A 25057-nucleotide genomic window follows, 5' to 3' on the forward strand; every position below is an offset into this window, starting at 1 on the left:
CGTAATTCGGGATTTGTAATTAAGAGTTATCTTTGTCCCAAATTAAAACTATGTCACAAGATATTCAGGCAGTTAGCTACTGCATCGGTCTAAGCGTTGCAGACAGTTTGATGCAGCAGGATTTAGGAGGAATTGATCCTTCAGTAATGGCGGAAGCAATTTCGGATGTTTTCAACGGGAAAACAATGAAATACTCACCGGACCAGGCGAATGAAATTATCCAGAAATACATTCAGGAAATTACCACTTCAAAATTTGAAGTGTTCAAGAACGAAGGAGAAGCATTCCTGGCTGAAAATGCGAAGAAAGAGGGAGTTACAACAACTGCTTCCGGTTTGCAGTACGAGGTGGTTGAATTGGGTAACGGACCGAAACCGACGAGTACGGATACGGTAAATGTTCATTACCACGGAACGCTGATTGATGGAACGGTTTTCGACAGTTCGGTGACAAGAGGAATTCCGGCAACTTTCGGAGTGCACCAGGTTATTAAAGGCTGGACAGAAGCATTACAGTTAATGCCTGTAGGTTCGAAGTACCGTTTGTACATTCCGCAGGATTTGGCTTACGGAGCACATCCGCATCCGGGTGGAGCGATCAAACCGTTCATGGCCCTTATTTTTGACGTTGAATTATTAGGAATTGAAAACAATTAAGATGAGAAAAATCATTCTGGCTTCCCTGTTATTGGCAATCACCTTTGCATGCGGCGATGATAAAGAGAAAGGAAGAGTGCTTCCTTTGAATACACAGAAGCAGCAAATCTCCTATTTGATGGGGGCGGACAATGCAGGACAATTGCTTCAGGACCCGAATTTCGCGAAATACGATAAGGACCAAATCCTGAAAGGATTCGAGCAAGGACTGACTGATGAGAAATCATTTGATGCAGCTTGTCAGACAACGATCCAGAACTTATTGGGACCGACTCAGCAGGAATTCAACGAAAAATATGCGAAAGATGCTTCGTTATGTATCGGTAAATTCATCGGGGGAATGTTTAAATCCAGCTGGAAGCAAGCGAAATCCTACGATGAGTTTGACAAAGAATACCTGGTTTACGGTTTCGAATTGGGATTGAAAAAAGAAGATACGTTGATCGCAAAGGATGTGAAAGCAACCATGCTGAAAGACTTTATGACAAAGATCAACACACGTGTGATGGGTGAAGTGACCAAAAAGGAAACAGCATTCTTCAACAAAGTGAAGCAGATTGCATCCATTAAGGAATTGCCGAACGGATTGTATATGGAAACCATCCAGGCAGGAACAGGTGGAAGCCCGACAGCAACCAGCGACGTGAAAGCACATTACGTATTGATGAATACAGAAGGCGATACTTTGCAATCTTCCCTGAACGGACCGCAAATCCCGGTGTTTAACCTGGGAAGTGTAATTCCGGGATGGACGATCGGTATTCCATTCATGAAAAAAGGAGGGAAGTACAAATTATACGTTCCTCAAAACATGGCTTACGGAAAAGATTCTCCGGATCCGAATACCATTCCGCCATTCTCCACATTGGTTTTCTATGTGGAACTGGTTGATTTCGGACCAATGGGAACAGTAAAATAATAAGGGATAAATCCTCTTCGTATTCGGAGAGGATTTTTTTTTGAATGTGACTGAGTGGAGTCGAAGGTAACTTTTTAGCTTATGGAAATAAATCACAAGATTTTCGATCAGTTTCCGGTTCTTCAAACGGAAAGATTGCTCCTCAGAAAGATTGAACTGACGGACGCGCAGGAAATTATGCATATGCGTCAAAACAAGCGCGTGAACCAGTTTATTGCCAGAAATAGCATGGCCGGCCTAGAAGCTGCGGAAGAATTGGTCAAAAAGACTTCTGAAGCATACGACTCGAAAGCAGGTATCGGCTGGGCAGGAGTTCTAAGAGATGGTTCGGGAATTATTGGTACTTGTGGCTTTAATTGCATTGACCACCTGAATAACCGCGCAGAGATCGGCGGAGAGCTTTCTGTTGATTACTGGGGCAAGAACATTGCGCTGGAAGCTGTTCAAGCAATCGTTTCTTTCGGGTTTGGTCCAATGAACCTGCATGCCATCGAAGCGTTTGTTTCACCGGAAAACAGGGGAGCTATTTACCTATTGGAATCCCTCGGATTTGAAAAAGAAGCGCATTTCAAGGACCGGATTTTCTTCCAAGGAAACTATTCGGATATGGCGGTCTATACCGTTTTCAATAGTTCAATAGTTCAATAGTTCAATAGTTCAATAGTTCAATAGTTCAATTTGAACGGTTAAACCTTTTAAACGTTTGAACTTTCTTCAGGCTAAAGCTTGAAGAAAAACGCAATCCGGTAAATCAATGGAATAAGTGCACCCGGTTGGCCGTTCGCGGTTTGTTTTTTCATAAAATACCCGGCTCTGAACGGACTGTTCGGATTATCAATGAGATCATACATGATTCCTGCGTTCAATCGAAAGTTTTGCTCTTCTCCAAAAGCATGTGAAAATCCGCCACCAAGCAATCCGGTTGGTGCCCAGGCTCTTTTTGCTGAAATGATTCCGTTGGTGTAGCTGTAAGGATTGGACAACAATTCAAATTCGAATCCGACGAACAGGTAATTGAAAAACCGTCCGTGAACAAATGCACCGCCTCCGTAAACCGAATAAGATCCGGTAAGTCCGTAGTTTTTGTAATACGAATAGTGATAACGCACGGAAGGTCCGAAAGAAAGGTATTTATTGCGTACAATTCCGAATTTTAACCCGATTCCGCCCGTTCCACCGAAAGTACCCGCAGAGAAGTGCAAATCAGCCCCGATCTCATTATAAGGCGTAAACTTTTTTTCGGTCGTTTCCTCTTCTTCATCTTTCAGGTAAAGCTCCTTGTCTTCCTGTCCGAAACTGAAATGCGTACTTGCACTGAGAAGTAGGAGTATTAAGAACTGTTTCATAGAATGCTTATAAGTGTTTCCGGATGAATGTCGTGCGTTCCTTCGAAACGGGCGATGTGAATTCCGCGCGACTGGTAATCCTCGATGAGTATTTCCTGGTCTGCTTTCGGGAAGAATTCATCTTCCGTTCCCAAAACGAAAGTGTTTTTGACAGCCAAACCGGTGTGTTCTTCAACAGCCAGATCAGGTGGGTAAACACTGGCCCAGGAAATGAAATGATCGCAGTGTATGTTTCCGTTTGCCAGCCAGCGTGCAGCAGTTGCTCCGCCTTGTGAAAAACCGATAACGGTTATTTTTTCGGGAGCATAACTCTTGAGTATTTCTGTGTGAAGGAGGTCTAAACTCAGTATATTCAGCCGGATATCTTCTTCCCGCCATTCTTTGGTCATCCAGGAAGCGCCCACTCTTCCTGAAGTTCCCCGGAGGTAAAAACGATGCCTTCCTTCCGGAAAAACGAATAAAACGTCTGTTGCAGGAATACCTTCGAATTTTTTACTGAAATATTCCACCAATTGCCCGTATCCGTGCAGGACATATACCAGGTGCTTCACTGGGTCTCCGGATTGGATCTTCCGGTAACGGAGCGAAGACGGAATTGCTATTTTCCCTTCCACGGAACTCATACTTTCTTCGGTAAGTTTTTGGCAAATTCCGGGTAAAGACGGTACTTTTTCGCTACAGGGTCCAGGAAGAATTTCAGTTTCAACGCTTTTTTCTTCGTGATGGAAGGAATGTACTTGTAAACGTCCCCGATGTTTTTCGTGTAAGAATCGATCTCACTTTCATAAATCGCGATATCCATCGGTACCTGGTTCGGATTTTCCTCATAGGAGTGAACCAAAGCTTCCGGGTGATCCTCGCCAGCAAAGTCAAAGGATTTCCACTGGAAAACCATCATCAGGTCGTGCTCGTTGAATACGGAGAAATAACTTTTCCAGCCTGAATTCCGGATTCGGTAACCCACAATCACATCTTTCCGGGTAGGAGCAACGATGGAGCGGAACTCAATGTCCAATTCTCTTCCCGGGCTGGAAGGAGCAAAGATCGGGTTTGAAATGCGGTCAATTGCACCGTCGTAATAGAACATGTAGTTGTAATTCCCGGTGAACCCGATTTCTGCAGCTTTCGCTTCGCGGTTATTTTTGATCGCTTCGTCCATCGCATATTCCAGGCGATTAACAGTAATAATGGCATCCTCGATGGTATCTGCATTGATGTATTCCTTGTAGATCCTCAGAGTGAATTTTTCATTCACCGGAATAGCCAGGGATGCCATGATTTCTCTTTTAGCCCGTGCGTCAAAGCTTTCATTGCTTTTTCCGTCGGTTTTTTCTGTTGTGATGTCCGAATCTGTGGTAGTTTCATCACTACAGGAACTTGCCATAAGCAGCAGGCAAAGCATGCTGATTTCAACTAATTTCATATGTTTAATAATCGATGTCTAAGTTAAAACGGTTCTTGAGGTCGAAAAGGTTTGAATTTTTCTTCGCTAATTTTTCAAAACGGTCCGGACCGTTCAGGTATTTCACTTCTTCCGGGGCGTCTTTGACCATTTCCAATTGGATAACCAGGTCGTAGTTTTGGATTTCCTTGCGGATGTATGCCATTACTTCTCCGAGCGCTGCTTCCAGGCGTGTCATCTGGATGGTATTGTCCACTTCAAACTGGAAAGTTGTTTCATCCAGCTGAACAGGTTCGCGTTTGATCATCACGTGATAGACCTGGTCTTGCCCGTTCAGTTTTTGCGTATGCGCCATGGTTTTCCAAAGGCGTACCACATCATCCCGGTGGAATTCCTTCTTCGGCAAATCACTTTGAGGAACCTGCGCTTTGGCTTTTTGCTGCTCGATCAGTTGATTGATCGATAAGTTATTGGAGTTTAAATTCCCGGTTGGAGCCGATAGTACTTTTGCTTCCGGCTTCATCGAAAAAGCAGTTCTTTCGGGAGTTACGGAAGGTTTGTTTACAGGCTTGGATTCATTTCTCAGGCTTTGCCCGACAAACGGAATGATGGGAACCGGATCAGTTAAGGATTTTTTTTTTCGAGCTCAGATTTAACCGAACAGATTTGCATCAGGGTCAATTCGACCAGCAAGCGTTGGTTCTTTGCGGATTTGTAATCCACATCTGCTTTGCTGAGCACTCCCAAACAACGCAGGGCGAAGGCTCCGTCGATTTTCTTGGCCTGGTCCACAAACAGTTTTTCCGTTGCTTCACCGACTTCCAGCAGGTTTGCCGTTCGGGGATCTTTGCAGATCAACAGGTTCCTGAAATGTTCTGCCAGTCCTACCAGGAAATGATGTCCGTCAAATCCTTTTTCCATCACATCGTTGAACAACAGTAAACACGCAGGAATATCCTCATTCAATGCATTTTCCACGACTTTGAAATAATAATCGTGATCCAATACATTCAAATTGTCTAAAACCGCTTTATGGGTAATGGTTGTTCCGCAGAAGCTGACGATCTGGTCGAAAATAGACAAGGCATCACGCAGTGCTCCGTCTGCTTTCTGAGCAATCAGGTGCAGGGCATCCGGATCAGCAGAAATGGCTTCCTGTGTAGCAACGTGTGCCAAATGATCGGCAATGTCTTTGACTTTGATGCGTTGAAAATCAAAAATCTGGCAGCGCGACAAAATCGTCGGTAAGATCTTGTGTTTTTCAGTGGTTGCCAAAATGAAGATCGCGTGAGCAGGCGGTTCTTCCAAAGTCTTCAAAAAAGCGTTGAAAGCCGCTGTAGACAACATGTGAACCTCGTCGATGATATACACCTTGTGAGTTCCCAATTGCGGAGCGATACGAACCTGGTCGATCAATCCGCGGATATCGTCTACGGAGTTGTTGGATGCCGCATCTAATTCGTAAACGTTCAGGGAAGCACCTTCGTTGAAGGAAAGGCAGCTTTCACACTGATCACAAGCTTCTACAGCTTCTGTTCTGTTAAAACAGTTGATTGTTTTCGCTAAAATACGTGCAGTAGTTGTTTTACCAACTCCACGCGAACCACAAAACAAGAAAGCCTGCGCTAAATGCTGGTTTTTGATTGCGTTCTTAAGTGTGTTGGTAATTGCCTTTTGCCCAACAACCGTATCAAAGGTCTGGGGTCTGTATTTTCGGGCAGAAACAACGAAATCCGACATGGATACAAAGTTAGGGAAACTTTCTCAAACAATTGAAAATTGAAAATGGTAAAATTGAAAAGTTTTGAAAAGAGTTAAGACGAATTAGTCGTTACCGGGATATTTTTCTGTCTGACGCTAAAAGTCTTGTCTCATGACTCTTTAAATTCAATTGGTTTGATTTTCCAGCCTTTGTGAATCCCGGATCCGTTTTTCAAGAATGTTGGAATACTGTAAAGCTTCGTCCTGGCCACCTTCCACGTAAGATTTCTGTATCCAGGATTTCGCACTTTGCAAGTCGTTCAGTACTTCATAAGCCAGCGCCATGTTGTATGCCGCACGTGCCCTGATCTTGGATTTCGGATTCGAATCATACTCTTCTTTCCAGGTATTCAGCGCTCCTTCCCAGTCCCTGGTAAGTGCCTGCCGGGCACCGATACTCATCCGTCCTTTTTTACTGACATACATCATACGCTGTTCCCAGAAGTAAAGCGGAACCAGGTCGTGTGCAAAAGATTGGCCGGTATAATAACTTACTTCGGTCAAGGCTTCGTTTCGTTTGATCAGGCGGCCAATAGCTTCTACCGGATTTGCAGAGCGCTGTACCCATGTTTTTCCCTGTTTGTATGCATCCTGGTAAACGATGGTTCTTTTAGCCGGATAATACAGTATAAAGCCCGCCCTTGCAGTAGCTTTCCCGGTTATTTCGACTTCTGCACCGCTTCCGTTCAACATGTTTTGAACCGTATTGACCGCTGTTGCCGCCGGATTGATCACATTAAAATCGGTATCGAAGAATTCCAGGCTTAAAACAGCATCCGTTCCGTATTTTTTACAAATACTATCAACCTGGTCCCAATTCATGGGCGCACCAAAATCAATGCTTGCGGGTTTGGAAGCCATCATGGAACTGTCGCATTGTTTGATTTCAAATCTTGGACTTGTTCGAAGCAGTTGATCGATGCCCCTGATACATTCATTCGATAATTCTTTGTCCTGCTTCGGAGTTTCCAATGTCAAAGTCCCTTCCAGCAATCCTTCTTTTCCGGGAATGGAATGATTGAGCAGGGCTAAAGATTTAATAGAGTTGTCGACAGAAATATTCGCAGGTCTCTGAACCTCTATCTGCATACCTTGTGTGGTTCTGCAGGAACTGAAAATCAGCATGCCGGCGGTGCTGAGTAAAAGTAGTTGTTTCATATAGTCATCGTTCGGTGCAAATATATCTGATTCTCTGAATGGATATATCGGCAAGTTTAAAAGTTGAAGCCGGTACTTCTAAAACTGTGCCGGATTTTGAAGGATTATAATTTTAACTTTTATACCTGTGTGGCTTTTAAAATTTAACCTTTCTTCCCGCTCTCTTTTGCATTTTACATTTGAATTAAGATTAGTCTTCTATCTTTGTGTAAAATTCGATAAATGAAAGTTTATAACAACATATTGGAAACCATCGGGAATACGCCTTTGGTGAGATTGAACAAGCTGACCAAAAACTGTAAAGCAACCGTTTTAGCGAAAGTTGAAACAACCAACCCTGGCAACTCCGTGAAAGACCGCATGGCGGTAAAAATGATCGAGGACGCCGAGAAAAACGGATTGTTGAAACCGGGAGGAACCATCATCGAAGGAACTTCCGGGAATACAGGAATGGGACTGGCCCTGGCTGCTATCGTAAAAGGTTATAAGCTGATTTGTGTATTGAATGACAAACAGTCCAAAGAGAAAATGGATATTTTGCGTGCTGTTGGAGCTGAAGTAGTGGTTTGTCCTACTGCTGTTGAGCCTTCAGACCCGCGTTCCTATTATTCCGTTTCCAAAAGACTGGCAAAAGAAATCCCGAATTCCTGGTACGTAAACCAATACGATAACTTATCGAACCGTGTGGCTCATTACGAGCAAACAGGTCCTGAGATCTGGGAACAGACCGATGGAAAAGTAACGCACTTCATCGTTGGAGTAGGAACAGGAGGAACGATTTCCGGAGTTGGAAAATATCTGAAAGAGAAAAACCCGAACATCAAGATTTGGGGAATTGATACGTACGGTTCTGTTTTCAAGAAATACAAGGAAACAGGGATTTTTGACGAAAACGAGATCTATCCGTATATCACCGAAGGAATCGGGGAGGACATTCTTCCGGCAAACGTGGATTTCGATGTGATCGATTTATTCGAAAAAGTAACCGATAAAGATGCAGCAATTTATACGCGCCGCCTGGCTCGTGAGGAAGGAATTTTCGTTGGAAACTCGGCAGGAGCAGCTATCGGTGGATTGTTGCAGTTGCAAGACCAGCTAACGGAAGATGATGTGGTAGTAGTTTTATTCCACGACCACGGAAGCCGTTATGTAGGTAAAATCTTCAACGACGACTGGATGCGTGAACGTGGATTCCTGGAAGAAGAATTCAAAACGGCAGAAGATGTGATCGCGCGCCACGCGGATTTACCGTTGGTAACACTGTATTCGGAAGAATTGGTTTCACATGCGATCATGAAAATGCGTAAGTACAACATTTCTCAGATTCCTGTATTGAGAGACGGGGAATTAGTAGGTTCATTGAACGATTCCCAGGTTTACCAGTTGCTGGTTGATAATCCGGCGTTGAGAGACACACCGATTTCGAAGATCATGCAGAAGCCTTTCCCGGTTGTTGCAGGGACAGCTAAACTGGAAGATGTGGCGAAACTGATCAATGAGCAGACGCCTGCTGTGATTGTTGAGCGTGCAAACGGAGATAAGAAAATTCTTACTCGTCAGGACGTGATTGCTTCTCTTGCTTAAGCAAGTCCTCGATTCTCACTCTCAAACTCACACTGTGAAAGAATGAGTAAAAAGAACTATACAGATCAAATGCAGCGAACGGTGGAGATTACTTCCACCGTTTCGCGTATTATTTCATTGGTTCCTTCCCAAACGGAATTATTGGTGGATTTGGGCCTGCGCGAAAAGCTGGTTGGAATCACGAAGTTTTGTGTGCATCCCAAAGGGCTGAAAAAAGAAGTGCAGCTGATCGGCGGAACCAAGAATGTGAAGATTGACCTGGTACGTTCGTTGAATCCGGATTTGGTGATCGGGAACAAGGAAGAAAACAACCAGGCGGATATCGAAGCACTGGAAGAAATCCTTCCGACCTGGATGAGCGATATTTTCAATCTGGAAGATGCATTGGAAATGATCGGGAGAGTAGGAGAGATCACCGGTACCACTGAAAAAGCGGAAGAAATTATTTCGACGATCCGCATGAATTTTTCCCGCCTGGAAAAGCATAAAAGCAGCGGAAAAAGCGTGTTGTACCTCATTTGGAAGAATCCTTACATTGCAGCCGGTCCGAATACGTTCATCGATGCGATGCTGACGACTTTGGGCTTTCAAAATGCGATGCAAACGGAACGCTACCCGGAAGTGGAAATGACCGGTTTGAATCCGGATCTTATTTTCCTGAGTTCGGAACCTTATCCGTTTAAAGAAAAACACATTGCGGAACTGCAAAATCAATTTCCGGAAAGCAAAGTCGTTCTTGTCGACGGAGAATATTTTTCCTGGTACGGTTCCAGACTAATTGAAGCTCCTGCTTATTTTGCGAATTTGTTAAATCAGATCGAAGCCTGAAAAGATTGAGAAGGAAGTATTAAATTTATGCTTGCATATCTATTTTTACTTACCATGAAAAGATCATTCTTTACCTTCATTTTCTTTGCCCTAGTGTCTTTGGTTTCTGTTTCGTTCAAAGCACCGTCATACCATACAATTACCATTAAAGTGACCAATATCCGGAATAGCAAAGGAAATATGCAGCTTCAAATCTTCCGCAATGCAGAAAATTACAACAAAGGATTGGCTTGGAAAGTAAAGATTGTGGATAAGGGTGAGATGAAAAACAATACGCTTACCTGCACTTTTACCGGAATTGAAGAAGGAGAGTATGGAATAGCTCTGCTGGATGATGAAAACAAGAACAAGGAAATGGATTACACCATGTTCATGCCTGATGAAGGATTCGGATTCGCTGATTATTATCACAGTGGCTGGAGCAAACCCAAATTTGACCAATTCAAGTTTACCTTAAAGGACGATAAATCGATGACGGCAAAACTGCGTTACGTGTAATTACTGCTCGAAAAACGGCATTCCGCTTATCATCTTGGTCATTTCGTGAAGCGGGTGCTTGTCTTTCTTGAAATTGATCTTGCCTTTAATCTTATACAGATTACCTTTTTTAGGTTTGATCTCAATGTCGATAGATTCTGAGCTTTTCAGGAAATCATTGAACGCTTTAACCGGCCCCATATTCTCGATAAACGCAGTCACAAAAGTACTCCCGTAAATCTTGGTGGATTTTTCCAAATGACCTTTGATGAAGAACACATCATTTCCGGAATAAGGAATCACAGCATCCGGATTCACACCGATGAAATAAGTCGTTGCAGAAAGCTGCTTCAAATGAAAAATCGTATTCCCGAAGTTTAGCGTCAGGTTTGGCCTGCGCACCGATTCCGGAAATGCCTGCCACAGGTCTTCAACCTTACAGGCGTGTTTCGACTGGATGATCAGGTCCATGACGGGAGTCGGTAAAAAACCGATGATGCTCGGAAGACTGTCTTTCGGATCTTCCAGGTAAGTTCCTTTGAAATCTACCGCATAAGCTTCAATATCCTTGAAATGCGGAAGTCCTTCCGGTAAGAAATTCAATAGCGTATCCGGCAATGCTTCAGGGATAAACCGGGAGTAGATGTATACACCTTCCGATTTCAGGCCGAACTTCAGATTGGCATGCAGGTTTTTCGGATAGGTAATTTCACCTTCCAGGTTGATCGATTTATCCTGGTGCTGAATCGATAAATTCATCGAGGAAAAACCGCTTTTGGCAGGGAGTTTTTTGACATTCAATGCAATGAATTCATTCTTTTCAGAAGCTGCTTTTTCAAGTTCCCGGAACGGTTGATTCAGAATGTCTGCAAGTACTTTTTCCAGTGCTGCGCGGTCTTTCTTTCCCTTGATCTGCTGGATAAATACTCCGCAATGACCCAAAGCTTTTCCGGCCTGGTTGGCTTTGCAGTAAGCAGGAATGTTATTGTTGAATGCTTCGGCATCACGTGTTTGTACGGCAATCAATAAATAGGTTTTGTGATCCCGTTCGATGCTGTAAAGCACAATGTCTTCCTGTGGATCAATACGCAGCGATTTTTTATCGGAATCACTGTTTAAATTCCTGTTGATCAGTTCGCGCACTTTTGTAATGAAAGCATCGTCCTTTTCCGTAAACAGCGTATTGTAAACTTCGGTCTTTACAAAAGATTCGGCATCCAGTCTCAGCACCCAACCGGCATCATCCGGGATAGGAACAAGCGGATTGTCCTGGTGATTGGAAAGAATGTTCAGGCAAATAAAAATCAGTAAACTGGAGGCTGTAAGCAGCACTACAAGGAAGGCAGCATAAAAGCGTTTTTTTATTTGCATGGCATAAAGGTAATTTTTTATTGAAATTGTAACTTTGTTTCATGGGAAAATTCTTTTTCTGGATACTTAAGCTATTCGGTTGGAAAATAGATAGTCATAGTCCGGATGGTATTAACAAGGCCGTTGTAGTTGTTGGACCGCATACTTCCAACTGGGATTTTGTGATAGGTAAGATGGCCTTTGCGCACTACAAAGTGAATGCGAAATTTTTGATCAAAAAGGATTTGTTCTTCTTTCCGCTGGGCCCGATCCTGAAGGCGATGGGAGGAATTCCGGTCGACCGGAAGAAAAACAACAACATCACGGAGCAGGCGGTGAATATCTTCAAAAACAACGAAAAATGCTTTTTGGTATTTACCCCGGAAGGAACAAGAAGCTATCAGCCTCACTGGAAAAAAGGGTTTTATTACATCGCACAGAACGCCGGTGTTCCGATCTACATTGCTTACATCGATTACAAACGCAAAATCGGAGGTTTCCATTCCCTGTTTATTCCAACAGGAGATGTGGATGCAGATATCAAGTACATCAAGAATATTTTATCGGAATACACGGGGAAAGTTCCCGAAAACGGTATTCGAAAACAGGACTGAGCATGTCAGAATTTTTAAGAACGGTAAACGTAACCCGCTATATTTCTCCGCTGAGAGAAGGAGGGTCGCTTCCTGCATTGGTAGATGCCGATGACGATTTCAAGTACGTGTTGAAATTCCGGGGAGCCGGACATGGTGTAAAAGCATTGATTTCCGAGTTTTTGGGCGGTGAAATTGCCCGCATGCTCGGATTCAAAGTTCCGGAGCTGGTTTTTGTAAACCTGGACGAAGATTTCGGTCGTTCGGAAGCGGATGAGGAAATCCAGGATTTACTGCGTGCCAGCCACGGACTGAATTTGGGGCTTCATTTCCTGACTGGAGCAATCACCTTTGACCCGGTAGTGACAAAAGTCGACGAAGAAACAGCTTCACGCATTGTTTGGCTGGATGCTTTTATTACGAACATCGACCGTACTTTCCGCAATACCAATATGCTGATCTGGAAGAAAGAGTTGTGGCTGATCGATCACGGAGCCTCTTTTTATTTTCACCATACCTGGGAAAATTGGGAGAAAACCGCCCAAAGTAACTTCCTGTATGTGAAAGACCATGTATTGCTGCCACAAGCTTCCAAAATGGACGAAGCGGACGCATTCGCACATACCAGGCTGAATGAGGAAAAGTTGCATGCCTTGGTTGACGCACTTCCGGAATCCTGGCTGATCTGGGAAGACCTCGACGCCACACCGGAAGAAATCAAGCAAGTGTATAAGAAGTTCTTAAGCATCCGCCTGAAGAACTCCGTGAATTTTGTAAACGAAGCTAAAAATGCCCGAAATGTTCTTATATGAATATGCTGTAATTCGCCTGGTACCGCAGGTAGAGCGCGAAGAATTCATCAACGTGGGCATCATTTTGTTCTCGAAAAAACAAAAGTTCATCCGGACAAAGATTGTACTTCCCGAAGAACGGTTGAAGCTGTTTAAATGCGAAATGGATCTGGACCAGATCAAAGCAAACCTGCAGGCTTTTGAGCTGATCAGTGCCGGTTCGAAAGCCGGTGGGCCGATTGCCTGCGAAGAATTGCCGGAACGTTTTCGCTGGCTGACAGCTGTGAGAAGTTCGATTATCCAGACATCGCGCCCGCATCCGGGAAAAACGACTGATCTGGAGAGAGAGGTGGAGCGGTTGTTTTTGGAATACGTAGATTAATGATCAATGATCAATAGAATAATTATCAAGAAGAGGATTTATCTTGATAATTGATCATTAAGGAATTGATAGTTTGCTCAATTATTTCCGAAAAGAATCCGTTTTCTTATCATACCCGTAAGGGCAATGCCTGCAGCCGCTTTTGCAGCAATGGCCACGTTTCAAATGGTACTTTTCCGTAAAAACAATGTAACCTTCCGGGGTATAATAAAAGTCTTCCGGATCTAAACCATTATTTTTGGGGAGCGGACGAAAATCATCATTCATAACACAAAATTACGCATTTCATGGAGCTCTTCGATACATCCCTTTCCATTTTACAGGAAATCAAACTGGACCCTCAGCAATTCAGGAACGTGCGCCTGCTTGTAAAGCGTGATGATCTGATCCATCCGGAAGTATCGGGGAACAAGTGGCGAAAACTGAAGTATAACCTGGAATTGGCCATGTATCAGAAAAAAGATGGGATTCTGACTTTTGGCGGTGCTTATTCGAATCATTTACTGGCGGTGGCTGCGGCTTGTCAGTTGGCGGGATTGCAGTCTATAGGTGTCGTACGGGGAGAAGAACTGACTGCCGATAGCAATGAAAACCTGAAGCGCTGTGCGGCCCTGGGAATGGAATTACTCTTTGTTTCGCGGGAATCTTACGACGAACGCAACGAGAAAAGTTGCCAGGAAGGCTGGAAAGAAGCACATCCTCATTTTTTACTCGTTCCGGAAGGCGGTTCCAATTATTACGGAATCGTGGGCTGCCAGGAAATAGGGAAAGAGCTTCCGGCTGAAACCGACCATTTGTTTGTAGCGCAAGGGACAACGACAACCAGTTGTGGTTTGCTGCTGGGATCGGATGAAAAAACAAAATTGCACGTAGTTCCTGCATTGAAAGGATTTGATGCAATTGCTGAAATGCGAAAACAGCTTTATCCGGTACTGCTCGACGAAGAAACAATGAACGAATACATGGACCGGGTAGTGGTGCATCCGGAAGCACATTTCGGAGGTTATGGAAAATGGACCCCGGAACTGCTTGATTTTATGGAGATGTGCCGGAAAGAATACGGTCTGCCGCTGGATAAGATTTATACGGGAAAAGCGTTTCATGCACTGATGGAATGGCTGAAAGCACAGGATTTCCAAACACTGCAAACGGTTGTTTTCCTGCATACGGGCGGGCTGCAAAATGGGTGACTTCGACTCCGCTCAGCCACCCTGAAAAATTGTAACTTATGTGACGAAGGTGGCTGAGCGGAGTCGAAGTCACTGACGTCTTCCCCAATTTTCTGTTTTTTGAAGCCACTTTTCCCGCATTTCAGGCTTCGAGTTCCGGATAATCCCGATGTAACTCACTTTGACCGGTTTGATTCCGCAAAATTTCAGGACAGAACGTTTTAACTGGTTCACACTTGGTCTTCGGAATACTAACCGATAAAATAGTGCAGGCTGATCCAACGTGGTGATAATATGGGCTGTTTTTCCCTTTAAAAGTTTATCCCAGAACGGAGAATTCTCCCGGTATTGAAAAGCAAAACCCGGTAGGAACAACCGATCAATGAATCCTTTGGTAATGGCAGGAAGTCCGCCCCACCACACAGGGTGGATCCAAACCAAGTGTTCCGCCCATTGAATTTTCTCCCACGCTTCCAGCAGGTCCGGTTCCAGTTCCGTGCGTTTCTGATAACCGAATTGCAGGTTCGGATTAAAATCCAGGTCGGCGATGACGATTTCTTTCACTTCTGCTCCCGAACTCAAAGCTCCTTTCCGGTAAGCTTCTGCAATTCCGAAATTGAAAGAATGGGTATTCGGATGTCCGTTTATGATTAAAATTTTTTGGCTCATACTTGTTTTTTAAGCAAAGCTACAAGCAAGCGAAACTCAAAAAAAGGACATTTGTCACAAAACCACTGCTTTCCGGATCCGGCTTAAATGTCGTTGTGTAATTCCCAGGTAGGAAGCCAGGTGTTGCACGGAAATCTGCCGGATATATTCCGGTTGTTCTTCGATGAGGTTTTGGTAGCGTTCATGTGCCGAATCGCGTTGCAATTGAAATACGCGGCCTTCCAGTTCCAGGTATTGCTGCTCGGCCATTATCTTCAGAAAATGGATCCAGGCCGGATTTTTAGCAAGTAATCCGTCGATTTGATCTTTGGGAATAATCAACAGTTCCGCATCCGAAAGTGCCTGGATGTATTCCACGCTTCCTTTTCCGGTAATGAATGCGGAATAGGCAGCCATCATATCACCCGGAAAGCGAAAGCAATAAGTCATTTCGTTGCCGCTCGGAGTGACATAAAAAGAACGGAAGACGCCTTTTTCAATAAAAGCGACTTCCGAACATTTTTCTCCTTCGTGCACGAAGTAGCTTCCCTTTTTCACAGGACGTTTTGAAAATAAGCTCACGGCATCTTCAATTTCAGCTGCTGTGAAAAGATTGAAATGTGCTAAAAATGATTGCAATTGCATGCGTTAAAATTACGAATTGCAGGTGCGAATTGCATGTTATTCTTTGATCAGTTTTTGCACATGGATTTCTTTCCCGTTGTTGTCTGTGAAAATGAGTTGGTATGCTCCCGAGGCCAGAGAATTCAATGACAGGACTGTAAGTTTGTTTACGGGATATGCTTCGATGAACCTTCCAGCGGCATCTACCAATCGAACGGATGTTACGGATTCGTTTTCAATGGAAAGAGTCAATTTGTCCGAAAAAGGATTCGGGTAAAGAACTATTCCGGAGGAGTTTTCTTCCGAAAGTCCTAAACTCTGACTGATGTCAATATCAGCAAGCATGAAATTGGCTTCATTGTTCGAGTAGCGGGACGATCCTCCGACGATAATGTGTCCGTTCGTTTTTAGTTCGATTGTTTGCAGATAATCGTGATCCGGTGACACATCTACCGTAAATGTTCCTGTTCCGTTAAAACTGTTGTCTGTGCTGCCATTGCTGTTCAGGCGTGTGATGGAAAAACCGGCGTTGTATAAACTGACTTCCTGCGTTCCGCCGATGAGGAATTTCCCGTCGGGTTGAACAGCGAAATCGACATAAGGATAGGAATGTGTCACGACTCCGTTGGTACCGAAACCCGTGTCGAACGTTCCATCCGGGTTTATTTTTGCCAGGATAGCTCCCATGGCTTGTCCGCCCATCACGATCTGGCCATTCGGAAGTTCAACGGCTTTTTGCAGAAACTCGTCCACTTCAGGACTTCCGCTAAACGGATACAGATCTGCAATGACCTTTCCGTTTGTTCCGAAACTAGTAACAAAATTGCCGTTCAGGTCCAGTTTGCAATACGCCACTTTCATATTGTTTTGATCAGTGATGTCGTAACCCACGCAAAGAATGGTATTGTCGGAAAGTAAAATGGCATCCCAGAGAATAAACGTGAAATTGGCATCTGACAAGAATTTCGAACCGCTATTCCCGAAATTCGGGTCGAGTACTCCGCTGGAGTTGATCTTGCTCACAACTCCTGTGCCGTAGCTGTTTCCCGCCAATAAAACGGAACCATTGCCCGGTACGATCATTTTTGCAATGTGACTGTTCGGATGGGAAAGTTTGAAAATACCATTGTTCCCGAAAGTATTGTCTAAACTTCCGGTGGTGGTATAGCGGACAACAAAAGAGTTGTAATCGCCCGGGCCGCTTGGAGTCGGACCTAAATAAGAGGAACCTGCTACTAGGATTTTTCCGTCGTTTTGTAACCGGATATCCAATGGAAATTCGGAATAATCGATGGTGGTTTTGACCATTCCATTCGTGCCGAAATTGGAAAGCAGGATGCCGTTGTGCGAATGTTTGGTCACTGTCAGGTGATAAATGCCCGAAGATCCTGGTTCCATGCTATATCCTGCACTGAAAATCGTTCCGCCGGCATCCGTAGCAATACGGTTTATTTCCGTCGTATTCGGAGTGATGGCAATTCCGTTATTCCCGAAAATGGGATTTAAATGAACCGGTTGGGCAAATGCTGAAACTCCTGCGATGGAGATGAAAAGAGTAGAAAATAATTTCATAATGAACGTTTGTGTCTACTCAATACCATTGAAAAAATGAAAGGTTGTCAAAAAAGTAGGGGCGGAAAATTTTCCGCCCCTACTTTTTCTATTTTAGTTAAATATTACTCAAACAATGCCTTGTCAACCGTTCCGTTGAATTCGATAGATTTTACAGCACCTGAAAGCGTCATTTCGCCCATTACCTGGGTTAATTTGTGCGCAAAAAGGAATCCGTTCACATCTTTGTAATCATCGTACATCGTTGTTGCTTCCACTGTTTCTTCACCTTGTTTGGTGATGGAAACTGTTTTGAATTTCAGGTTGGTTGCTGCATCGAAGTAATCGTAAGACTCTTTCTGACCGTCGTTTGTCATCAACACGTAGTAATCTTTTCCGGCAATGGTCTCGATTCCTTTGATCTCGTATTTCATTCCGGAAGTCTTGTAAGTTGCTTCAGGGAATAAACCTTCGCCTTTCTTTTTCGCAGCGATTTCTTCCGCAGACATGGCTTCTTTTCCGGTTTGCATGCTCATTTCAGAACCTTTTGTTCCATCGTAATAAGAGCTTTGGAAAACCATTCCCTGTGCTTCGATTTTCATTGCTTCCTTGTTCGGAGCAACAAAAGCATCCGTCATGGTGATCACTACCGGAATCTGAGGAGAAGAAAGTTCGATTTTCTTAACTACCGACTTTACTTTCTTCATTTTCTTTTCCAAATCCTTTGCAGAAGCTGTTTTCGTTACGGTATTGATGTAACGCTCGATCAATTGGTCGGCAGTGATGTCGGACTTCTTCATTTCCTTCACCGGATTTCCGAACGGATCCAGTTTTTCGATCACACCGTCGCTGTCAAATGCTTTCAACTTCGGCAAGATATCTTCGTTTCCGACAACTACGATGTTGAACCCGTTTTTGAAGTATTTCTGGGCAACTGTCAGTACGTCGTCTTTAGTGATCGCATCCAAACGCTTCAAATAAGTCTGGTAGTAATCTGCCGGCAGGTTATCGCGAATGATACTCAATGCGAAACGTGCAATAGTCTGAGGTCTTTCCAATGAACGTGCAAAGCTTCCCGCCATTGCTGACTTCGCTAAGTTTAATTCATCATCAGTCACATAGCTGTCGCTGATTTTTGTAATCTCAGCCAACAATTCCGTGATGGCAGAATCCGTTACTTCGTTTCTGAAACTTCCGGATGTTCCGAACCAGCTTCCGTCTCTTGTTACTTCGAAAGAAGTATAAGCACCGTAAGTATAAGCTTTGTCCTCACGCAGGTTTTGCATGATGCGCGCTCCGAAAGAACCACCGCCCAAAATGCTGTTCATCACATTCAAAGCGATCTGGTCAGAAGCTCCCGGTTTCATTTCGATCGGGAAAGTGATAGAGATCACCGATTGTACCGCTCCCGGTTTGTTTACGAAAATCACGCGGTTTCCTTTCGCTTTCAATCCTGTTCCGAAATCTTCTTTATACGCTTGTCCGCCTTTCCATGCTCCGAAATACTTTTCGGCCATTTTTAGTGCGTTTTCTTTGTTGATATCACCTACGATTACCAGGTATGCCCCGTTCGGAGTAAATACCTGCTTGTAATTGTTTTTTACATCGTCCAGAGTGATTGCAGCCAGAGAAGCTTCATCCATCACTTCACCAAGCGGGTGATTCGGGAAATCGATCTTTGATTCTGCATTGGAAGCCATGGTGTTTGGGTCTGATTTCGCAGACAACAACCCGGATTCGTTTTGTTTTTTGATACGGTCGAACTCACTTTGCGGGAAAGCGGCGTTCATGGTTACATCCTGCATGATGTCCAATCCTGTTTCCATATGTTTGGTCAAACAAGAGAAATAAACGGAATGGCCGTCTGCACTCAGGTCAGCTCCCATGTTATCCACTTCCTTATCTAATACGTCTTTTGAACGTTTGGTGGTTCCGGAAGTCAGCAATTGCCCCATCATGTTGTTGGTTCCTGCTTTCGAACCTTCGATCATTGGCGAAGCTCCCATGGTAAGCGAGAAAGAAACACGCGGTAATTTATGGTTCTCAGAAAGGATTACGGTAATTCCGTTGCTCAATTTGAAAACTTCTGAGTTCTTGATATTAATAGTTGGTGCCGCAGCTGCAGCCGGTCTTACAGAACGATCAATTTGTTGTCCGTAAACCCCTGTAAATGCTGTTAAAGCAACCAGTGTAATTAACTTTTTCATGATTCGTTACTGTTTTTGTTCTTTGGGTAAATAATAAAGAATGATTCGGTTGTCCTGAGTCAGATATTTTTTAGCAACGCGCTGAATATCTTCACGGGTAATGCTCATGTAGATTTCCATTTGCTTATTGATCAGTTCCGTACTTCCGAAATACATTTTGTTTTGAGCCAAATTCTCAGCAATACCAGCTACTGTGGAGTTGGAGCTTACGATCTGGTTCTCGAACTGGTTGCGAACAGCCTGGAATTCTTCTTCGGAAATCAGGTTGTCCTGGATCGATTTGATCTCTTCGTCCAATGATTTTTCCAGGTCTTCCACTTTTGTTCCGTTAGCAGCAATTGCAGCAACGATCCCCAATCCCGGATCTTCCATGTTGAAAGCGAAGGAGAAAGCAGCAACCGCCTGTTGTTTTTTCTCCACGATGTCTTTATTCATGCGGGAAGAGTTACTTCCTGACAAAACAGCGTTCAGCATTTCAATGGCAGCGAAATCCTTGTCTGTTTCTTTCGGGAACTTGTATCCCATGAATACTGCAGGCAATTGGATATTGTCGTAAACCGTTTCTCTCTGAATCCCGGAAATAGGTTCGAAAGCAGGATTTGGTTTTGGAATCTCACAGGCCATTGCCGTGTATTTCTTCAACAATTCTTTTGCTTTCGCATCCGTCGGGTTATTGAAGTTTTTCGGGTCGAAAGATAATTTCTCCACTCCGTATTTTGTTTTGAATTCGCCTTCACCCAGGTTCTCGAAATCACGGAACAGGTTAATTGCCTGTCCTTTCGGAACAGAAGCAAAGTATTTGTCGATCCATTTTTTCGTTTGCTCCACATTGATATCTCCCGCAATGGAAAGAATCGCATTGGAAGGAACGTAGAATGTGTGGTAGAAATTCACGTAATCGATTTCCTGTGCAGCATTCAGATCTTCCATACTTCCGATCGGTACCCAACGGTAAGGATGGTTTTTGTAAGCCATTTTGAACAGGTTTTCCATGAAAGTAGCGTAAGGCTGATTGTCTACACGCTGTCTTTTTTCTTCTTTCACAACTTCGCGCTGTGTTTCAACACCAGTTTGATCCACTTTTGCATGCAACAAACGCTCGCTTTCCAGCCATAATCCCAATTCCAATTGGTTGGAAGGAAGGATTTCGTAGTAATAGGTTCTGTCCTGGCTGGTATTTGCATTCAGTGCTCCACCGTTTTTCTCCACCAATTCGGAGTATTCTCCGCGTTTGATGTTGGTAGAACCTTCAAATAATAAGTGTTCGAAGAAGTGGGCAAATCCTGTTCTGGAAGGATTTTCGTTTTTAGAACCTACGTGGTACATAACTGAAACAGCTACTATCGGAGTAGCATGTTCCTCATGTAAAATGACATGCATTCCGTTTGCCAGGTCGTATTCGATGTACTTTACCTTCTCCTGGGAGAATCCGGTGATCGAAGACGAAAGCAACAATGCTGTAAAAAGACTTTTTTTCATGTTGAATTTTTCGACTTGTTTGCACGAAAATAACAACAAAAATTGCTTTACAACTAATTAGGTGAATTTCGGACAGAAAACTGGACGAACGGTTTTTATCTGCTTTCAGTAAGGCCAAAAAAATTTTCGGCCTTACTGAGCTTAACAATTAGTTAGCATGGTTTTTGTTATATTCGGGACTATGAAATTTTTGACTTTTGGCTTTTTGCTGCTTACATCCGGTCTTTTTGCACAGAAACAGACTGTTTTCGCCTATATGGACTACAACAATTTTTTTCACTCTTTCAAGGACGGCTATTTCAACCAGGTTGATCACCAGGCTGTAACGGGAATTGCCTACGGAGACGAAGTGATCGCTTATTACAACAACCAGCGGGATTTCAAGATCTACGACGGAACATTTTCCAGGGTTATGACCAATCAGCCGGCTACTTTTAAAATCTCAGATCACCTGGCAGCCTGGAATATCGGGCAATTGCTGTTTTACTACGAGAACGGAAAACCACACAATATGACTTCTTTCGGCGGCGATTATTGGGTGACGGATTCATTGATTACTTTCCAGGATACGCGCTACAATTCATTGAATGTGGTTTACCAGGGGAAAATTTCCACATTGATGCAAAGTACCACAGACCTTCCTGCACCGGTCGTACAGGGCGATAACCTGGTTGTGTTCAAGGACAACGGGGATATTTTCAAAGTGTTTTACCGCGGACAGATTTACGACATCGGTACATACAATGGAACGGACTTTGAATTTTTCGCAGGAACAGATATCCTGGGCTTCAACGATCCGCAGACACGCACATTTGCAGTTTTCCAGGACGGTGAGTTTTTGGATGTGGAAGAATTCAGAGCACCGAAAGTAAAAGCCGGAAGAGGATTCCTGGCTTACGAAGATTTGCAGGGAAACCTGAAGTTCTACGGAAAAGGCAAGTATGAAACTTTGAGTTCTTTTGCCCAGTTCTGGGATGCCAAAGATGATTTGGTTGTTTGGGGCGATGCAAATACAACTTACCAATATTACAAAGGAGAAAAGAAAAACCTGGCCAATTTCGTAGTGAAAGAATGGCAGATGAAAAACGATGTGGTGGCTTTCAGGACCCTTATGGGCGGAGTAGGAGCTTCCGTAGCGGGTGTATACAAGGAAGTGACTTCGATCAACGATACGGATTTCATCATCAACGGTCATGGTGTGATGGTACAAATGAAGAACCGCGCGGTGATTGTTTTGTACAACGGACAGATCTACCGCGACTAATTCCAATTGCAAATTGCGAATGTCGGATCAAAGAAATTGAAAATGAACAATTGAAAAGAATTGGCGCTTTCAGATAGCTCCATGTAATTTGTCAATGATACTTTCTCTTTTTTAACGTATTACTTTTTCAATTTTACATTTTACATTTTCAATTAGTCTTATCTTTGTTATTCTTAAAAAATTGATAAATGAATAGTTGGTTTACCGTAAAGGTTAAATATACAAAACAGTTGGAAGACGGTACTTTCAAGCGTGTTTCAGAGCCGTATCTGGTAGCTGCAATGACTTTCACAGATGCGGAAGCCCGCATTTACGAAGAATTGGGAAGCCTGATCCGCGGTGAGTTCGTTGTAACGGGAATTACACGCACGGATTTCCACGATATTTTCCACTACGAAGACGCAGATGTCTGGTACAAATGCAAAATCACATATGAAGCCGGAGGTGACGGTGGTGAAGAAGGAGCGAAAGCGAAAAAAGTTTCTCAGAACTTCATCGTAACGGCTCATTCGGTAAAAGATGCCTACGAACGTTTGAAAGAAAGTTTGGGCGGAATGATGATCGATTATGTCATTCCTTCCATTACCATTTCACCGATCGTTGATGTATTCCCTTTCGGAGATGAATCGGAAGACCGTGTTGCGGTAGATTTTGAAAAGCAGGTGAAAGCAGAAGTTGCTGAGCACGCTATGGGAACGAAAACGGTATTTTCAGCACCGGGATCGGATGTTGACGAGTTCGAAGATGACGAAGATTCTGTTATTGACGACCAATTCGGAGAAGAAGAAGAATAAAAAATGGACGATTTCCTCGATGTAATTCGAAACGATCATCATCAATTTGACAAAGGGAAACTGGAAGATCATTTTGGTGATGAACCTTTTACTTTATTGGCCAAATGGCTGAGAGAAGCAATTGAGAAACCCGCAACAGAACCCAATGCGATGACAGTTTCGACCCTGGGACTGGACGGATTTCCGAGAGCCCGCGTGGTGTATTGGAAAGAATTGCTCGAAGAAGGAATTGTTTTTTATACCAACTATTCCAGTGATAAAGGAAAAGCGATCGAAGCCAATCCGCAGGTAAATGCCTTGTTGTATTGGCCGGAGTTGGAGCGCCAGATCAGTATTACCGGTTTCGCTGAAAAAGTTCCGGCTGAAATGAGCGATGCTTATTTTGAATCACGTCCAAGGGGAAGTAAGCTCGGAGCCTGGGCATCCCACCAAAGTGAAGTGCTGGATTCCAGGGATGAACTGGAAAAAAGAGTAGCCGAATACGCTGAAAAGTTCCCGGATTATGTTCCAAGGCCGGAACATTGGGGAGGTTACCTGATTCGTCCGATCAACGTGGAATTCTGGCAGGGACGCCCTTCGCGTTTGCACGACCGCATTGTTTTTAATCTGAAACCGGATAATTCTTGGGAACTTCATCGCAAGAATCCTTAATGAATGATAGAACTATTACCTCATATTTATACGCTTTCAAACGGGCTTAGATTGGTTTACCTGCATGCGGGTTCACCGGTTGCTCATTTGGGAGTTACCGTGCTTGCCGGTTCCAGGTTTGAAGAAGATCACGAGGTCGGGCTGGCTCACTTCTTAGAGCACAGTATTTTCAAAGGAACGGAAAAACGCAAAGCCTTTCACATTCTCTCCCGCCTGGATTCGGTTGGTGGAGAATTGAATGCCTATACCACGAAAGAAGAAATCTGTTTGTATGCTTCTTTTGTTAAAACGCACTTGAATCGCGCAGCCGAATTGCTTTCGGATATTGCGATCAACAGTAATTTCCCGGAGAAAGAAATCCAAAAGGAAAAGGAAATTGTGCTGGATGAATTGAATTCTTACCTGGACAATCCGAGCGACAAGATTTTCGACGATTACGAAGCATTGATTTTCCCGAACCATCCGCTGGGAAATAACATCCTGGGAACACCCGAATCGGTGCAGTCTTTCGGAAGGGAATCGCTGAAACAATACGTTGATAAGTTCTTTTTTACTGAAAACACGGTTATTTCCTTTGTCGGGGATATTCCTTTGAATACGCTGGTGAAATGCCTGGAAAAGCACTTTCATTCCATGCCATCGGGGAAAGCGAAGGCAATTCCCAGAACTTTTGAGAATTATATTCCTGTTAAAAAGCGGGTAGAAGAGGGGAATTACCAGGCGCATGCCATCATCGGTGGAATTGCTCCGGGATACAACAGCGAACACCGCAGGGGAATGACTTTACTGACAAATGTACTCGGTGGCCCGGCTATGAATTCCCGCCTTATTCTATCCGTTCGTGAGAAGTACGGATACACCTATAACATCGAAGCGCAATATTCCCCTTATCTGGATTTGGGTTATTGGTCGATCTATTTCGGAACGGACCAGAAATACCTGGCAAAAACGATGAAGATCATTTATGCTGAGTTGAAGAAGCTCCGGGAAGTTCCGCTTACTGCGAAGCAATTGCTGCAGGCAAAAGAGCAATTGAAAGGTCACATTGCTTTGTCCCTGGACTCGAATTTGGGCTTGATGCAAGGTTTGGGAAAATCCCTGTTGCTGTTCAACCAGATTGATACCATCCAGGAGATGTATGCGAGTATTGATAAGCTGACGAGTGAAGAATTGCAGGAAATTGCCCGGACTTATTTCAAGGAAGAAACTATCTCTGAATTGATCTACGATGTAAAACCTGACTCAGGAAATTAATACGACAACTTTTCAACTTCTCGAATTCTCGAATTTGCAACATTGCGATATTGCAATGAAGATTTCTTTATTCTTGAAACCCTATTTGTTAAAGCCAGGAATTAATTTATCATTTTTTAGATTAACTTCCCCTGAATTGAAATTAACTTTGAATCCTCAAATTTACAGA

The 25057-nt window shown here is 43.7% G+C and carries 27 protein-coding genes; 14 read left to right on the plus strand and 13 right to left on the minus strand.

Going from position 1 to position 25057, the window contains the following annotated elements; translation table 11 throughout:
* Positions 1–32: 32 nt before the first annotated feature.
* The 3 genes from ABDW02_RS04150 (at position 33) to ABDW02_RS04160 (ending at position 2223) form a co-directional block, all read left to right on the plus strand.
* The gene (locus tag ABDW02_RS04150; RefSeq protein WP_343632389.1) at positions 33–656 is read left to right on the plus strand and encodes an FKBP-type peptidyl-prolyl cis-trans isomerase; all 624 of its coding nucleotides are present in this window, start codon (positions 33–35) and stop codon (positions 654–656) included.
* 1 nt (position 657) lies between these two features.
* Positions 658–1575, plus strand: coding sequence for an FKBP-type peptidyl-prolyl cis-trans isomerase (locus ABDW02_RS04155; protein ID WP_343632391.1), 918 nt, complete (start codon positions 658–660; stop codon positions 1573–1575).
* An 81-nt stretch (positions 1576–1656) separates the two neighbouring features.
* On the plus strand, positions 1657–2223 hold the full coding sequence (locus ABDW02_RS04160; protein ID WP_343632393.1) for a GNAT family protein: 567 nt from the start codon (positions 1657–1659) through the stop codon (positions 2221–2223).
* A 71-nt stretch (positions 2224–2294) separates the two neighbouring features.
* Here the strand turns inward: ABDW02_RS04160 and ABDW02_RS04165 are convergent, their stop codons facing one another.
* From ABDW02_RS04165 to ABDW02_RS04190, 6 genes are all read right to left on the minus strand, one after another.
* Positions 2295–2921, minus strand: a complete 627-nt coding sequence (locus ABDW02_RS04165; RefSeq protein ID WP_343632395.1) for a hypothetical protein — start codon at positions 2919–2921, stop codon at positions 2295–2297.
* Positions 2918–3544, minus strand: coding sequence for a dienelactone hydrolase family protein (locus tag ABDW02_RS04170; protein WP_343632397.1), 627 nt, complete (start codon positions 3542–3544; stop codon positions 2918–2920). The genes ABDW02_RS04165 and ABDW02_RS04170 overlap by 4 nt, the downstream gene beginning before the upstream one ends.
* Positions 3541–4344, minus strand: coding sequence for a hypothetical protein (locus ABDW02_RS04175; RefSeq protein ID WP_343632399.1), 804 nt, complete (start codon positions 4342–4344; stop codon positions 3541–3543). Before ABDW02_RS04175 ends, ABDW02_RS04170 begins: the two co-directional genes overlap by 4 nt.
* 4 nt (positions 4345–4348) lie before the next feature.
* Positions 4349–4846: a hypothetical protein gene (locus ABDW02_RS04180; RefSeq protein WP_343632401.1), complete on the minus strand. Its 498-nt coding sequence runs from the start codon at positions 4844–4846 to the stop codon at positions 4349–4351.
* A 101-nt stretch (positions 4847–4947) separates the two neighbouring features.
* On the minus strand, positions 4948–6063 hold the full coding sequence (dnaX, locus tag ABDW02_RS04185; protein WP_343632403.1) for a DNA polymerase III subunit gamma/tau: 1116 nt from the start codon (positions 6061–6063) through the stop codon (positions 4948–4950).
* A 147-nt stretch (positions 6064–6210) separates the two neighbouring features.
* Positions 6211–7242: a DUF6340 family protein gene (locus ABDW02_RS04190; RefSeq protein WP_343632405.1), complete on the minus strand. Its 1032-nt coding sequence runs from the start codon at positions 7240–7242 to the stop codon at positions 6211–6213.
* 222 nt (positions 7243–7464) lie between these two features.
* Between ABDW02_RS04190 and ABDW02_RS04195 the strand changes: the two genes are divergently transcribed.
* The 3 genes from ABDW02_RS04195 to ABDW02_RS04205 are packed head-to-tail and all read left to right on the plus strand — an operon-like array spanning position 7465 to position 10152.
* Positions 7465–8826 (plus strand): pyridoxal-phosphate dependent enzyme, encoded by a 1362-nt coding sequence (locus tag ABDW02_RS04195; RefSeq protein ID WP_343632407.1) that lies wholly within the window; start codon positions 7465–7467, stop codon positions 8824–8826.
* A 42-nt stretch (positions 8827–8868) separates the two neighbouring features.
* Positions 8869–9654 carry a helical backbone metal receptor gene (locus ABDW02_RS04200; RefSeq protein ID WP_343632409.1) on the plus strand — a complete coding sequence of 262 codons (786 nt, stop codon included), beginning with the start codon at positions 8869–8871 and terminating at the stop codon, positions 9652–9654.
* Between the two features lie 54 nt (positions 9655–9708).
* Positions 9709–10152, plus strand: coding sequence for a DUF2141 domain-containing protein (locus ABDW02_RS04205; RefSeq protein ID WP_343632412.1), 444 nt, complete (start codon positions 9709–9711; stop codon positions 10150–10152).
* Here ABDW02_RS04205 and ABDW02_RS04210 read toward each other — a convergent pair whose 3' ends face one another.
* A complete protein-coding gene (locus ABDW02_RS04210) occupies positions 10153–11502 on the minus strand; it encodes a hypothetical protein (protein ID WP_343632414.1) in 1350 nt (449 codons plus the stop codon).
* 41 nt (positions 11503–11543) lie between these two features.
* Here ABDW02_RS04210 and ABDW02_RS04215 point away from each other — a divergent pair, with 41 nt between their 5' ends.
* The 3 genes from ABDW02_RS04215 to ABDW02_RS04225 are packed head-to-tail and all read left to right on the plus strand — an operon-like array spanning position 11544 to position 13247.
* Positions 11544–12095, plus strand: coding sequence for a 1-acyl-sn-glycerol-3-phosphate acyltransferase (locus ABDW02_RS04215; protein ID WP_343632416.1), 552 nt, complete (start codon positions 11544–11546; stop codon positions 12093–12095).
* A gap of 2 nt (positions 12096–12097) precedes the next feature.
* Positions 12098–12886 carry a HipA family kinase gene (locus ABDW02_RS04220; protein ID WP_343632418.1) on the plus strand — a complete coding sequence of 263 codons (789 nt, stop codon included), beginning with the start codon at positions 12098–12100 and terminating at the stop codon, positions 12884–12886.
* The gene (locus ABDW02_RS04225; RefSeq protein ID WP_343632420.1) at positions 12864–13247 is read left to right on the plus strand and encodes a DUF3037 domain-containing protein; all 384 of its coding nucleotides are present in this window, start codon (positions 12864–12866) and stop codon (positions 13245–13247) included. Before ABDW02_RS04220 ends, ABDW02_RS04225 begins: the two co-directional genes overlap by 23 nt.
* Positions 13248–13328: 81 nt before the next feature.
* Here the strand turns inward: ABDW02_RS04225 and ABDW02_RS04230 are convergent, their stop codons facing one another.
* Positions 13329–13514: a DUF5522 domain-containing protein gene (locus ABDW02_RS04230; protein ID WP_294677044.1), complete on the minus strand. Its 186-nt coding sequence runs from the start codon at positions 13512–13514 to the stop codon at positions 13329–13331.
* A gap of 20 nt (positions 13515–13534) precedes the next feature.
* Between ABDW02_RS04230 and ABDW02_RS04235 the strand changes: the two genes are divergently transcribed.
* Positions 13535–14437: a pyridoxal-phosphate dependent enzyme gene (locus ABDW02_RS04235; RefSeq protein ID WP_343632425.1), complete on the plus strand. Its 903-nt coding sequence runs from the start codon at positions 13535–13537 to the stop codon at positions 14435–14437.
* Between the two features lie 69 nt (positions 14438–14506).
* Here the strand turns inward: ABDW02_RS04235 and ABDW02_RS04240 are convergent, their stop codons facing one another.
* The 5 genes from ABDW02_RS04240 to ABDW02_RS04260 form a co-directional block, all read right to left on the minus strand.
* Complete coding sequence (locus tag ABDW02_RS04240; protein WP_343632427.1) at positions 14507–15085, minus strand: NAD(P)H-dependent oxidoreductase; 579 nt, start codon at positions 15083–15085, stop codon at positions 14507–14509.
* Positions 15086–15139: 54 nt separating this feature from the next.
* A complete protein-coding gene (locus ABDW02_RS04245; protein ID WP_343632429.1) occupies positions 15140–15709 on the minus strand; it encodes a Crp/Fnr family transcriptional regulator in 570 nt (189 codons plus the stop codon).
* A 36-nt stretch (positions 15710–15745) separates the two neighbouring features.
* A complete protein-coding gene (locus tag ABDW02_RS04250) occupies positions 15746–17260 on the minus strand; it encodes a T9SS type A sorting domain-containing protein (protein WP_343632431.1) in 1515 nt (504 codons plus the stop codon).
* A 104-nt stretch (positions 17261–17364) separates the two neighbouring features.
* Complete coding sequence (locus ABDW02_RS04255) at positions 17365–19446, minus strand: pitrilysin family protein (protein ID WP_343632433.1); 2082 nt, start codon at positions 19444–19446, stop codon at positions 17365–17367.
* Positions 19447–19452: 6 nt separating this feature from the next.
* Positions 19453–20925, minus strand: coding sequence for a pitrilysin family protein (locus ABDW02_RS04260; RefSeq protein WP_343632435.1), 1473 nt, complete (start codon positions 20923–20925; stop codon positions 19453–19455).
* A gap of 181 nt (positions 20926–21106) precedes the next feature.
* On the opposite strand from ABDW02_RS04260, the gene ABDW02_RS04265 reads away from it, so the two are divergent.
* The 4 genes from ABDW02_RS04265 to ABDW02_RS04280 all read left to right on the plus strand — a co-directional run bounded on the left by ABDW02_RS04265 (position 21107) and on the right by ABDW02_RS04280 (position 24888).
* Positions 21107–22189, plus strand: coding sequence for a hypothetical protein (locus tag ABDW02_RS04265; RefSeq protein WP_343632437.1), 1083 nt, complete (start codon positions 21107–21109; stop codon positions 22187–22189).
* A gap of 188 nt (positions 22190–22377) precedes the next feature.
* The gene (locus ABDW02_RS04270) at positions 22378–22983 is read left to right on the plus strand and encodes a DUF4494 domain-containing protein (protein WP_343632439.1); all 606 of its coding nucleotides are present in this window, start codon (positions 22378–22380) and stop codon (positions 22981–22983) included.
* 3 nt (positions 22984–22986) lie between these two features.
* Positions 22987–23634 (plus strand): pyridoxamine 5'-phosphate oxidase, encoded by a 648-nt coding sequence (gene pdxH / locus ABDW02_RS04275; RefSeq protein ID WP_343632442.1) that lies wholly within the window; start codon positions 22987–22989, stop codon positions 23632–23634.
* Between the two features lie 3 nt (positions 23635–23637).
* On the plus strand, positions 23638–24888 hold the full coding sequence (locus ABDW02_RS04280; RefSeq protein ID WP_343632444.1) for a pitrilysin family protein: 1251 nt from the start codon (positions 23638–23640) through the stop codon (positions 24886–24888).
* Positions 24889–25057 lie beyond the last annotated feature (169 nt).

Origin of the sequence: Fluviicola sp. (assembly GCF_039596395.1) — a bacterium.
Lineage (GTDB): Bacteria > Bacteroidota > Bacteroidia > Flavobacteriales_D > Crocinitomicaceae > Fluviicola.

Excerpts from the sequence above, each read along its gene's own strand:
- ABDW02_RS04155 (WP_343632391.1), top strand. The coding sequence starts at position 658 with ATGAGAAAAATCATTCTGGCTTCCCTGTTATTGGCAATCACCTTTGCA.
- ABDW02_RS04160 (WP_343632393.1), top strand. The coding sequence starts at position 1,657 with ATGGAAATAAATCACAAGATTTTCGATCAGTTTCCGGTTCTTCAAACG.
- ABDW02_RS04165 (WP_343632395.1), bottom strand. The coding sequence starts at position 2,921 with ATGAAACAGTTCTTAATACTCCTACTTCTCAGTGCAAGTACGCATTTC.
- ABDW02_RS04170 (WP_343632397.1), bottom strand. The coding sequence starts at position 3,544 with ATGAGTTCCGTGGAAGGGAAAATAGCAATTCCGTCTTCGCTCCGTTAC.
- ABDW02_RS04175 (WP_343632399.1), bottom strand. The coding sequence starts at position 4,344 with ATGAAATTAGTTGAAATCAGCATGCTTTGCCTGCTGCTTATGGCAAGT.
- ABDW02_RS04180 (WP_343632401.1), bottom strand. The coding sequence starts at position 4,846 with ATGAAGCCGGAAGCAAAAGTACTATCGGCTCCAACCGGGAATTTAAAC.
- dnaX (WP_343632403.1), bottom strand. The coding sequence starts at position 6,063 with ATGTCGGATTTCGTTGTTTCTGCCCGAAAATACAGACCCCAGACCTTT.
- ABDW02_RS04190 (WP_343632405.1), bottom strand. The coding sequence starts at position 7,242 with ATGAAACAACTACTTTTACTCAGCACCGCCGGCATGCTGATTTTCAGT.
- ABDW02_RS04195 (WP_343632407.1), top strand. The coding sequence starts at position 7,465 with ATGAAAGTTTATAACAACATATTGGAAACCATCGGGAATACGCCTTTG.
- ABDW02_RS04200 (WP_343632409.1), top strand. The coding sequence starts at position 8,869 with ATGAGTAAAAAGAACTATACAGATCAAATGCAGCGAACGGTGGAGATT.
- ABDW02_RS04205 (WP_343632412.1), top strand. The coding sequence starts at position 9,709 with ATGAAAAGATCATTCTTTACCTTCATTTTCTTTGCCCTAGTGTCTTTG.
- ABDW02_RS04210 (WP_343632414.1), bottom strand. The coding sequence starts at position 11,502 with ATGCAAATAAAAAAACGCTTTTATGCTGCCTTCCTTGTAGTGCTGCTT.
- ABDW02_RS04215 (WP_343632416.1), top strand. The coding sequence starts at position 11,544 with ATGGGAAAATTCTTTTTCTGGATACTTAAGCTATTCGGTTGGAAAATA.
- ABDW02_RS04220 (WP_343632418.1), top strand. The coding sequence starts at position 12,098 with ATGTCAGAATTTTTAAGAACGGTAAACGTAACCCGCTATATTTCTCCG.
- ABDW02_RS04225 (WP_343632420.1), top strand. The coding sequence starts at position 12,864 with ATGCCCGAAATGTTCTTATATGAATATGCTGTAATTCGCCTGGTACCG.
- ABDW02_RS04230 (WP_294677044.1), bottom strand. The coding sequence starts at position 13,514 with ATGAATGATGATTTTCGTCCGCTCCCCAAAAATAATGGTTTAGATCCG.
- ABDW02_RS04235 (WP_343632425.1), top strand. The coding sequence starts at position 13,535 with ATGGAGCTCTTCGATACATCCCTTTCCATTTTACAGGAAATCAAACTG.
- ABDW02_RS04240 (WP_343632427.1), bottom strand. The coding sequence starts at position 15,085 with ATGAGCCAAAAAATTTTAATCATAAACGGACATCCGAATACCCATTCT.
- ABDW02_RS04245 (WP_343632429.1), bottom strand. The coding sequence starts at position 15,709 with ATGCAATTGCAATCATTTTTAGCACATTTCAATCTTTTCACAGCAGCT.
- ABDW02_RS04250 (WP_343632431.1), bottom strand. The coding sequence starts at position 17,260 with ATGAAATTATTTTCTACTCTTTTCATCTCCATCGCAGGAGTTTCAGCA.
- ABDW02_RS04255 (WP_343632433.1), bottom strand. The coding sequence starts at position 19,446 with ATGAAAAAGTTAATTACACTGGTTGCTTTAACAGCATTTACAGGGGTT.
- ABDW02_RS04260 (WP_343632435.1), bottom strand. The coding sequence starts at position 20,925 with ATGAAAAAAAGTCTTTTTACAGCATTGTTGCTTTCGTCTTCGATCACC.
- ABDW02_RS04265 (WP_343632437.1), top strand. The coding sequence starts at position 21,107 with ATGAAATTTTTGACTTTTGGCTTTTTGCTGCTTACATCCGGTCTTTTT.
- ABDW02_RS04270 (WP_343632439.1), top strand. The coding sequence starts at position 22,378 with ATGAATAGTTGGTTTACCGTAAAGGTTAAATATACAAAACAGTTGGAA.
- pdxH (WP_343632442.1), top strand. The coding sequence starts at position 22,987 with ATGGACGATTTCCTCGATGTAATTCGAAACGATCATCATCAATTTGAC.
- ABDW02_RS04280 (WP_343632444.1), top strand. The coding sequence starts at position 23,638 with ATGATAGAACTATTACCTCATATTTATACGCTTTCAAACGGGCTTAGA.